The organism is Corynebacterium sp. HMSC27B11, from assembly GCF_001815985.1.
Classification (GTDB): Bacteria; Actinomycetota; Actinomycetes; order Mycobacteriales; family Mycobacteriaceae; genus Corynebacterium.
The window spans coordinates 135995-145632 of sequence record NZ_KV823578.1; the positions used below are offsets into that span (position 1 = coordinate 135995).

General features: G+C 66.0%; 9 protein-coding genes and 1 riboswitch. Of the genes, 2 read left to right on the plus strand and 7 right to left on the minus strand.

Annotated features, from left to right (window positions below; genetic code table 11):
• Window positions 1-12 precede the first annotated feature (12 nt).
• The 7 genes from HMPREF3097_RS08965 to thiC form a co-directional block, all read right to left on the minus strand.
• Window positions 13-1290 carry a ThiF family adenylyltransferase gene (locus HMPREF3097_RS08965; protein WP_070761954.1) on the minus strand — a complete coding sequence of 426 codons (1278 nt, stop codon included), beginning with the start codon at window positions 1288-1290 and terminating at the stop codon, window positions 13-15.
• Between the two features lie 2 nt (window positions 1291-1292).
• Window positions 1293-2129: a thiazole synthase gene (locus tag HMPREF3097_RS08970; protein WP_070761955.1), complete on the minus strand. Its 837-nt coding sequence runs from the start codon at window positions 2127-2129 to the stop codon at window positions 1293-1295.
• Between the two features lie 83 nt (window positions 2130-2212).
• Window positions 2213-2419, minus strand: a complete 207-nt coding sequence (thiS, locus tag HMPREF3097_RS08975; protein ID WP_070758175.1) for a sulfur carrier protein ThiS — start codon at window positions 2417-2419, stop codon at window positions 2213-2215.
• 76 nt (window positions 2420-2495) lie between these two features.
• Complete coding sequence (gene thiO, locus HMPREF3097_RS08980; RefSeq protein WP_070761956.1) at window positions 2496-3716, minus strand: glycine oxidase ThiO; 1221 nt, start codon at window positions 3714-3716, stop codon at window positions 2496-2498.
• 112 nt (window positions 3717-3828) lie between these two features.
• The gene (locus HMPREF3097_RS08985) at window positions 3829-4995 is read right to left on the minus strand and encodes an MFS transporter (protein WP_070758179.1); all 1167 of its coding nucleotides are present in this window, start codon (window positions 4993-4995) and stop codon (window positions 3829-3831) included.
• A gap of 9 nt (window positions 4996-5004) precedes the next feature.
• Window positions 5005-5682, minus strand: a complete 678-nt coding sequence (locus tag HMPREF3097_RS08990) for a thiamine phosphate synthase (RefSeq protein WP_371260107.1) — start codon at window positions 5680-5682, stop codon at window positions 5005-5007.
• Window positions 5683-5746: 64 nt separating this feature from the next.
• Entirely contained in the window at window positions 5747-7567 is a 1821-nt protein-coding gene (thiC, locus tag HMPREF3097_RS08995; RefSeq protein WP_070761965.1) for a phosphomethylpyrimidine synthase ThiC, read from the minus strand.
• Window positions 7567-7682, minus strand: a riboswitch (TPP riboswitch). (Overlaps the previous gene by 1 nt.)
• Window positions 7683-7851: 169 nt before the next feature.
• Here thiC and HMPREF3097_RS09000 point away from each other — a divergent pair.
• Both HMPREF3097_RS09000 and tyrS read left to right on the plus strand, forming a co-directional pair.
• A complete protein-coding gene (locus HMPREF3097_RS09000; RefSeq protein ID WP_041628482.1) occupies window positions 7852-8025 on the plus strand; it encodes a Trm112 family protein in 174 nt (57 codons plus the stop codon).
• 32 nt (window positions 8026-8057) lie between these two features.
• Window positions 8058-9368 (plus strand): tyrosine--tRNA ligase, encoded by a 1311-nt coding sequence (gene tyrS, locus HMPREF3097_RS09005; RefSeq protein WP_070761957.1) that lies wholly within the window; start codon window positions 8058-8060, stop codon window positions 9366-9368.
• Window positions 9369-9638 lie beyond the last annotated feature (270 nt).

Genomic DNA, 9638 nt, shown 5'->3' on the forward strand with positions numbered 1-9638 from the left:
GCGTCGCGGGGTTTAGCCCCGCACCCCTCCGGGCAGGTTGTGCAGCGTGATTCCATACTCGCTGGCAACCTGCCCGTATTTTTCGGCGAAGTGCTGGCTGCGTACTCCGGAGGCACAGTAAACCACCGCGTCGGTGCCCTGGTGGCGGGCGAAGGCCTCGGCCACTGCAGGCGAGGCAACGTCCAGGGTGCCCGCGGGATCCGCGAGCGCGGACATCGCTAGGTGCTCGTCGGCGCCCTGCTCGCCGATGAATCCCGGCTGGGCGAGGAGCGTTTCGTGGTACTCCCGGACGTCCACCGTAAAAGCTTTGCCGGTGCGGACGAGCTCGTGCAGCGCGGCGTTGTCCGATGCCTGTGCTGGGCAGTCGCCTGGGGCCTGGTTCGGCGTGGTCTCCGAAGACTCCGGGGACTGGACTGCGCAGGCGGCAGAGGAGGCCGCGGGGCCGTCGCTGGGGGACAGGGCCGCGACTGGTTGGCGGCTCGGGTCGGGGGCGATGCGGAAGCTCTGGGTGCGCGCTGTGAGAGCGTCGTAGCTCACAACGGTGCCGAGCAGCGGCTGTCCGACCCCGGTGACCCACTTGATGGCCTCTGTGGCGGCCAGCGCGCCCATCACGGCGGTGGTCGCGCCCAACACGCCGGCGCTCGCGCAGTCGGGGATCGAATCTCCGCTGGGCTTCTCTGGGAACAGATCCCGCAGCCCGATGCCGCGTTCACCGCTGGCGGTGGAGTTGAACACCGAGATCTGCCCGGCGAAACGCAGGACCGTGGTCCAGACCAGGGGAGTACCGGAGATTTCGGCGGCGTCGGCCACCAGGAATTTCGTGTCGAAGTTATCGGAGCCGTCAATGACCAGATCGACCTGCCGGAATGCCTCGACGATATTCTCGGTGTCCAGGCGGTAGCGGTGGGTCTCGACCCGGATATCCGGCTGGATGCGCTTCAAGGCATCGGTGGCTGCATCCACCTTCGCCCGGCCGACGTCCTCGGCCGAGAACAGGATCTGGCGGTGCAGGTTGGTCACGTCCACCGTGTCGTCGTCATAGAGCACGATCGTGCCCACTCCGGCCGAAGCCAGGGACTGCATCGCGGGGCAACCTAATCCGCCGGCCCCAACGACGAGCACGCGGGCGTCGTGCAGCCGCTGCTGCTCGGCGGGTCCGAAGCCCGGCAGGTTCAGGTGGCGGGCGGTGCGCCGTTGCTCGCGGTAGGGAAGCGAGACGAAGTCACCGGCGGGGAATGCCTGCTCGGTTCCCGCTGTGTGCGGGGAAGAAGTGTGTGTGTTTTCAGCCACGCTTAGAGCACCTCCTCCGCCCAGTCCTCGTCCCAGGACGCCAGCCCCTCGAAGCTGGAGCTGGCCAGTGCACCTTCCGCGTGGGTGCGCTGCGGGATGCGTCCCGCCGCAGCGGCCAGGCGGCCGGCCTCGACCGCGTGCCTCATGGCAGTGGCCATAGCGACGGGATCCTGGCAGCGGTTGACGGCGCTGGCGAGCAACACGCCGCTGCAGCCGAGCTCCATGGCCAGCGCGGCGTCCGATGCCGTGCCCACCCCGGCGTCGAGTAGCACCGGCACGGAGGCTCGGGCGCAGATCAGCTCGATATTGTGCGGGTTGAGGATCCCCAGCCCCGTGCCGATCGGGGAGCCCAGCGGCATCACGGCTGCCGCTCCGGCGTCCTCCAAGCGTTTGGCGACCACGGGGTCGTCGCTGGTGTAGGCCAGCACCTCGAAGCCCTCGGCCACCAGCATTTCGCAGGTGTCCACCAGCTCCACCACGTCGGGCAGGAGTGTGCGGTCGTCGGCGATGAGCTCCAGCTTCACCCAGTTGGTGCCCAGCGCCTCGCGGGCAAGCTGGGCGGTGAGGATCGCATCTTTGGCGGTCCGGCAGCCCGCGGTATTCGGCAGGACGTCGATGCCCAGCCGGTTCAACAGCCCGAAGACGCTCTCGCCTCCCGCAGCGCCGTTCGAGGCCCCAGCGGTGCCAGCGTTCTTGCCTGCCCGGAAGCGGCGCATTGCCACGGTGGTCAGCTGGGTACCGCTGGCTACCAGGGCTTTCTCGAGCAGCGTCTGGCTGCTCGCCCCGCCGGTGCCCATGATCAGGTGCGAGTCGAACTTCTTACCTGCGATTTCAAGCATCTATGCCTTCTTCTGTGTGTGTCGGTGCCGTCGTTCCAGGGGCTTCGTGGCTGGCTCAGCCGAGCGAGCGGGAAACGGCAAGCTTAGCCACCCTGCACTGCGACGAGGATGTCGATCTCGTCGCCGTCGGCCACCCCGCGGTTCTCCCACTGACTGCGTGGCACGACCGCCTGGTTCAGCGCGATCGCGATGCCCGTGGCATCCTTCTCGCCGGTCTCGTTGGCGACGACGTCGGCGATCGTGAGTCCCGCCTTGCCCTGGCGCTCTTCCTGGTTCACCGTGTAATTCATTCTCGATGCATCCTTTCGTCCGTCTTTCTCCGGGCGTTCTGCTTGCCCCATTATCTCCCAGTCGCGTGCCACTGGCTCAGTGCGTTTCGGTCGCGAAGCGCTCCCAGCGGCACGCCTCGAGGCTCACCCCGGCCGCCTTTGCGGCCTCGCCCAACGCCGCATCGCCATCACCAGCGGTGAGCCCCAGGTGTGCCGTCACCTTAGCGCCCAGTGCAGACAACAGAATGCCGTGCCGGAAGTATCCCGCCGAGATGACCACATTCCCGCTGGTCTTGCCGATCAGGGGTAGGTCGTCGGGAGTGCCTGGGCGTTCCCCGGCGAGCGCCTCGATGAATTCGCAGTCCTCGATTCCCGGCACCACGCGGATGGCGTCGCGCAGCAGGGTGTAGACCCCGTCGGCAGCGGGTGCCCGACGTTCGTCCTCCCGTGTCGTCGCGCCCACGGCGATCGTGCCGTCGGTGCGGGGGATGACGTAGATTGGCCGATCCTCGAAGAAACCCCGGATCACGCGCTCCACCGGGGCGGGCCGGCCTTCGGGGACCCCGAGGCGGATCAGGTCCCCGCGCACGGGCCGCACCGGCAGGGCAGGGGCGCCCTCGAGCGTTGCTGCCCCCACGCCGTTACAGACGTAGACGCTCCCGCTCACGTCCACTGCCGTGTTGTCGGCGAGACGCACTGCGGTGCACCTGCTGGCCTGTTCTGCGTTGCCGAGGTCGGTGTGAGCCCCCGCCGCATCGCTGCCGTGCACCAGCCCGGTCGCTTCCTGCTCCAGGAAGGCCGCGCCCTTCTTTTTCAGGACGTCGACGGCCGCAGCGCAGTACAACCGGGGGTTGACTTGATGGTCGCCGGGGATCTCCACGGCGCCAGCGAGCTGCGGGTGCAGTCCAGGTTCAAGCTTGCGGGCTTGACGCACGGGCAGTCGGGTGGCCGTCATCCCGTGGGATCGCTGGTGTTCCAGCAATTCAGCGAGGTGGGTGGCGTCGGCGCGGTCAGCAGCGACGACGAGCGTGGATTCCTCTCGGTAGCCGGTGGGCAAATCGGTGACGGACTCGACAGCTTCGCGCAGCGCCGGCCACAGCTCGGCGGCGCGGATCATCAGGGGGTAGAGCTCCTCCTGCCCGTACTGCACCTCGGCGACGGGGGCAAGCATGCCACCCGCGACCCACGAGGCACCGCTGATCGGTGCTGGGTCGATGATCGCGATGTCTGCGGCGGGCACCCCGGCTTGGGTTAGTTCCACGGCGGTGCTGAGACCAATTATCCCGGCGCCGATAATCACATGCTCGTAGCTGCTCAAGGTCTTGTTCTTTCTAGTGGTGCGCTCGCGCCACGAATTGGGTGGGCTGCGGAACTGCGACCCACGGTCTGCGGTATTGATTCTCGGATAATGGGCAAGGTATGCGTCCGCCTCATGTGCGGTTGAGGTAGCCGGTTCGGATCTGCCAGCTGCGCAGCAGCGCGGCGGCCACCGCGATGGCGGACAAAACGGCGAAGGGGAGCGAAGGGCCCACTCGTGGCTCAAGAACCTGCATCAGCGGTGGCAGGGCGAAGCCCACGTAGGTCGCGACGTAGTAGGCCCCGAGGATACGGCCACGGTGGGAGGCCGGGGAGTAGGCGTTGACGTCCAGCAGACCGTCGCGCAGGCACAGGCCATAGCCGAGCCCGAGCAGCACGGTGGCCAGGAAGAACAGCGGCAGCGAGGGAGCCGCGCCACCGAGGGCGACGACGAGGAAGCCGGCCCCTGCGCACAGGATCCCGACGATCCCGGAGCACGGACCCCAGGCCCAGCGGCGCCCTGCCGCCTGGACCGCCAGTCCTGTGCCGAAGCCGACCGCTGCCGCGATGCCAGGCAGGAACACCCCGGTCTCGAAGTACTCGGCCACCCGCGCGGCAAGCCCCACGAAGGCGGTGGTGATCGCCGCGAAAACCCACATCGCCACCGGCACCGAGGTCGCCAGCGCCTTGCGGGGCGAGGCGCTCGGATCAACCTGCGGATCCTCCGCCACTGCCAGGATCTGGCGGGGCATGTCACCAGTGCGCAGTGAGAACACCACGGCCGCGAGCGAGGCGATGATGCTCAGCACAAAAGGCAGCCAGAGTGGCGAGAATGCGAACTCGGCGAGCCCGGAGATCACCGGCCCCAGCGCGAAGCCGGAGGTGAGAACGATACCGGCCAGCGTGGAGCCCGCGGGCCCATTCAGCCGCGCAGCCCACGCGGTGCCCGCGCTAACCACCAGGCCCACGCCCAGCCCCACGATGAAGCGACCAGTGAGTAGCCCAGGCGCTCCGTGGAAGAGCATGAGGATGCTATTGCCAACCACCGCGATGAGCGATCCCGCCAATGCCACCAGGCGCCCGCCGAAGCGGTCGGCCAGCGCACCGCCGATGAGGAGGCTCGGCACCAAACCCAGCGCGTAGATCCCATAGGCGCCGTTGACCAGCAGCGGGGACAAGTTGAGCTGCTCCCGCAGCGCCACGAGTACGGACGCGAAGTGATTCGCCGACCAGCCCGCGGTGAGCAGGAGGGCTGCGACGCTGATAAAAACTCTCCGCGCGCTCGTTCCGGGTGTGCTCATAGGCCCTATCTAACGCTCGTTGGCCCCCGAAAACTGGGAAACCACGCTCTCGGCATAGGCCTTCGGGTCCTCGGCTTGCATGATTCCGCGGACGATCGCCAACCCGGCCACACCGGTGGCAGCCAGTTCTGTGGCGTCCTCGGCCCGGACGTCACCGATCGCGACGACCGGCACTGCGGAGGCAGCGACGAGCGCAGGGTAGCCCGCCAGCCCGAGCGGCTCGCGGCCCGAGTTCTTCGTCGGGGTGGGGCGGAAGGGGCCAGCGCCGATGTAGTCGATGACGTCGGCGTAGTCATTCGCTCCCTTCACCAGTTCCAGGGTGCCGGTGGTCAGCCCGATGATCGCGTTTTCGCCCAGTACAGCGCGCGCCAGTCGCGGGTCGAGGTCATCCTGCCCGATGTGCACGCCGTGGATGTTGTGCTCCGCCATCAGGGCAGCGGCGACGTCCACGCGGTCGTCGATGAGGACCACCGCGTTCGGATTCGCGTTGGCCACGGCTGCCGCGATCCGGATGGAAAGCTCCGTGAGCTGGCGGACGGTGATCGGCTTGCTGCGGACCTGGATCACCCCAGCACCACCGGCCGCTGCCTCGGCAGCGATGCGGGTGATCTCCCCGCATTCCTCTTCCCAGTCGAGATCCGGGATGCGGCCGGTGACGAAGTAGCAGGTCAGCGCCCGGGGGTCCAGTGTCCGGGGGTTGGCTAGCTGCCCATCCACACCTGTGCCGCCAGCCTGGCGATCGTCATCGTTGTTAGCTGTGTTGCACACTCGCATCTTCCTCCAAGTAAATCTGCCCGCCGCGTTCCAGGAACTCCGCGGACTTCTCATCCATGCCGGCCTCGACGGCAGCCAGGACGTCAGGGTCGGCGTGTGCTGCATCCTTGGGCTGGCCGATGCTTGGCAGACCCAGGTCAGCGGCCATCTTGTCGCCGAACTCGTCGCGAATGTCCTGGCTGATGCGCATGGAGCAGAACTTCGGGCCACACATGGAGCAGAAGTGAGCCGTCTTCGCGGGCTCCGCCGGCAGCGTCTCGTCGTGGTAGGCCTGCGCGGTATCCGGGTCCAGGGAGAGCGCGAACTGGTCGTGCCAGCGGAACTCGAAGCGGGCCTTGCTCATGGCGTCGTCCCACTCGTGAGCACCCGGATGCCCCTTGGCCACGTCCGCGGCGTGTGCGGCGAGCTTATAGGTGATCACGCCGGTCTTCACGTCGTCCTTATTCGGCAGCCCCAGGTGCTCCTTCGGGGTGACGTAACACAGCATCGCGGTGCCACCGGCGGCGATATTCGCCGCGCCGATCGCGGAGGTGATGTGGTCATAGCCCGGTGCGATATCCGTGACCAGGGGGCCTAGCGTGTAGAACGGCGCGCCGCCGCACCATTCCTCTTCCTTCTCGTTGTTGATCTGGATCTTGTTCAGAGGCACGTGGCCGGGGCCTTCGATCATGACCTGGACGTCGTAATCCCAGGCGCGGTTGCACAGCTCGCCGATGGTCTTCAGCTCAGCGAACTGGGCGGTGTCGTTGGCATCGGCGATGGAGCCCGGCCGCAGACCGTCACCCAAAGAGAACGCGACGTCGTAGGCCGCGAAGATCTCGCACAGCTCGTCGAAGTTCTCGTAGAGGAAGGACTCCTTGTGGTGGGCCAGGCACCAACCCGCCATGATCGACCCGCCACGGGAAACGATGCCGGTGACGCGCTTGGAAGTCAGCGGCACGAAGGGCAGGCGCACACCAGCGTGGACGGTCATGTAGTCCACGCCCTGCTCAGCCTGCTCGACGACGGTGTCGCGGAAGATCTCCCAGGTGAGGTCCTCGGCCACGCCACCCACCTTCTCCAGCGCCTGGTAGATCGGCACGGTGCCGATCGGAACCGGGGAGTTGCGCAGGATCCATTCGCGGGTGGTGTGGATGTCGTTACCGGTGGACAGATCCATCACGGTGTCCGCGCCCCAACGCGTGGCCCAGCGCAGCTTGTCCACCTCCTCGCGGATGGAGCTGGTGACCGCGGAGTTGCCGATGTTGGCGTTGATCTTGGTGAGGAACTGGTTACCGATAATCATCGGTTCGGATTCCGGGTGGTTGACGTTGTTCGGGATGATCGCCCGGCCGGAGGCCACCGCCGCGCGCACCTTCTCGACGTCGCAGTTCTCGCGCAGTGCGACGAACTCCATCTCGCGGGTGACCTCCCCGCGGCGGGCGTAGGCCATCTGGGTCACGCGCTGGCCCTGCTTGGCGCGCAGTGGTGCTCGCTTCTCGCCGCGCCACTCCTCGCTGGCTGCGCCGCGCTTGGCTGCCCGGGTGCCGTCGTCCAGCAGGTTGCGCTTCCGGCCCTCGTATTCTTCGACATCGCCGCGGTCGCGGATCCACTCGTTGCGCAGCGCAGGCAGGCCCACCTCCGGCTCCGCGTAGGGGCCACGGGTGCGGTAGATCTTGACCGGCTCGTTGGGGCCGGTGGGGGAATCGTCCAGGTCGATCGCGGTCTGCGGTACCTCGAGACCATTGACCCGCAGGGGTGCGTAGCGGTGCTTCGGGTGAATTTCGGACGCGTAAATATCTGCGTTTTGCGCGCTCATGAAGAGCTCCTCCAACTTCCTTCGCTGGTGCTAACCAGACAGGTTCAGACGGTTCCGCGCTGGCGTGCGCGATCTCAGCCCCAGCCACTTCAGGGGCACCCGTATATCGGTACGAACCCACCATAGCGAACGCTTCGGACACGCAAATAATGAATGAACACGGGCCCGAAATTGAGGGGAGGGCGGCGTCCTAAAACAACAGCAATGAACACAGGGGAGAGGGCAGAAAGCGGGTAGGGGTAGCCAAGCGAACGGGAGGAAAAGATGTCGCTACAATGAGACGCATGATTGATCCGAAGCTTCTGGAGATCCTCGCCTGCCCGCAAGACAAGCAGCCGCTGGAGGATCACGGCGACTATCTGGTGAACCCGCGGCTGGGACGTGCCTATCCGGTCTCCGATGGCATCCCGGTTCTGCTCACCGATGAGGCGGTCGACTGGCCGCTGGCAGAAGCTTAAAAACGATCACACATCTTTGACTGAGGAAAGACATGTCTAACGAGACGATTCAAAACTCCAACCTGGTTGACGAGCTGCAGTGGCGCGGGCTGATCGCCGACTCCACCGACCTTGATGAACTTCGCGAGCAGCTGAAGAACCCGACCGCGGTCTACTGCGGCTTCGACCCGACGGGCGATTCCCTCCACGCCGGCCACCTCGTGCCGCTGCTCCTGCTGCGTCGCTTCCAGCTGGCCGGGCACAAGGCTTTCGCCCTGGCGGGTGGTGCCACCGGCATGATCGGCGACCCACGCGACGTGGGCGAGCGCTCCATGCTGACCGAGGAGCAGGTCGCCGAGAACGTGGAGCACATCAAGAAGCAGCTGCGCGCTTTCCTCCTCTTCGAGGGAAGTGCTGAGCTCGAGGAGTCGGGCAAGGACCTGCACCCCGCGACGTTGGTCAATAACGCTGACTGGATCGGCAACATGTCCGTCATCCACTTCCTGCGCGACCTGGGCAAGAATTTCTCGCTGAACACGATGCTTTCCCGTGACACCGTGAAGCGTCGCCTCGCTGCCGACGGCATCTCCTACACCGAGTTCTCATACATGCTGCTGCAGGCGAATGACTTCGTTCACCTGCACCGCGAGCACGACGTCTGCGTGCAGGTCGGTGGCTCCGATCAGTGGGGCAACATCGTCTCCGGTGTGGATCTTGTCCGTCGTATGGACGGGGATTCTGTCCACGGCCTGACGGTTCCGCTGGTCACGGACTCTGAGGGTAAGAAGTTCGGCAAGTCCACGGGTGGCGGCAACCTGTGGCTCGATCCGGAGCTGACGAGCCCGTACAGCTGGTACCAGTACTTCTTCAACACCGCCGACGCCGACGTGGTGAAGTTCCTCCGCATGTTCACCTTCCTGGACCGCGAGGAGATCGACCGCCTTGCTGTGGAGGTCGCCGAGCGCCCGTTCAAGCGGGAGGCGCAGCGCGTTCTCGCCCAGGAGATGACGGCGCTGGTTCACGGTGAGGACGCCGTCGGCAAGGTCGAGCTGGCTGCCCAGGCACTGTTCGGTCGCGCTGATCTGAGCGACCTCGACGAGCAGACTCTTGCCGCAGCTCTGCAGGAGACGACGGTCGCGGAGGGTGCTGTTGGTGCAAGCCTCGTCGAGCTGCTCGTCGCCGCTGGTCTGGAGAAGTCCAATGGTGCGGCCCGCCGAACCATTAAGGAGGGCGGTGCGTACGTAAATAACGAGCGCATCGACGACGCCGAGTGGACCGTCTCTGCGGAGGACCTTCTGGTTGGCGGTTGGCTGGTGCTGCGTAAGGGGAAGAAGAACTTCGCCGGCGCGAAGATCAGCTCCTAGGCGAGCAGCGCTGCGCCGCACCAGGTGTAAGCGCCGAAGCTGTTGAACAAACCCGGGCATCGTTGACCATAACGATGCCCGGGTTTCCTGCTTCTACCTGGGGTTTTGTGTTTGTTGTGGGGTGTGTGTAAATTATTGATCTGCAAGGCCGCCGGCGCTGATGCCGGGTGGTTGGGTTCCCCTTGGGTCTTGTTTCCTTATCACCAAGCTTTGGTGAACGCCAAGTGATCGTGAGTTTTTCTCCGGTTTGCTTCTGGTTCATGTGGGTGA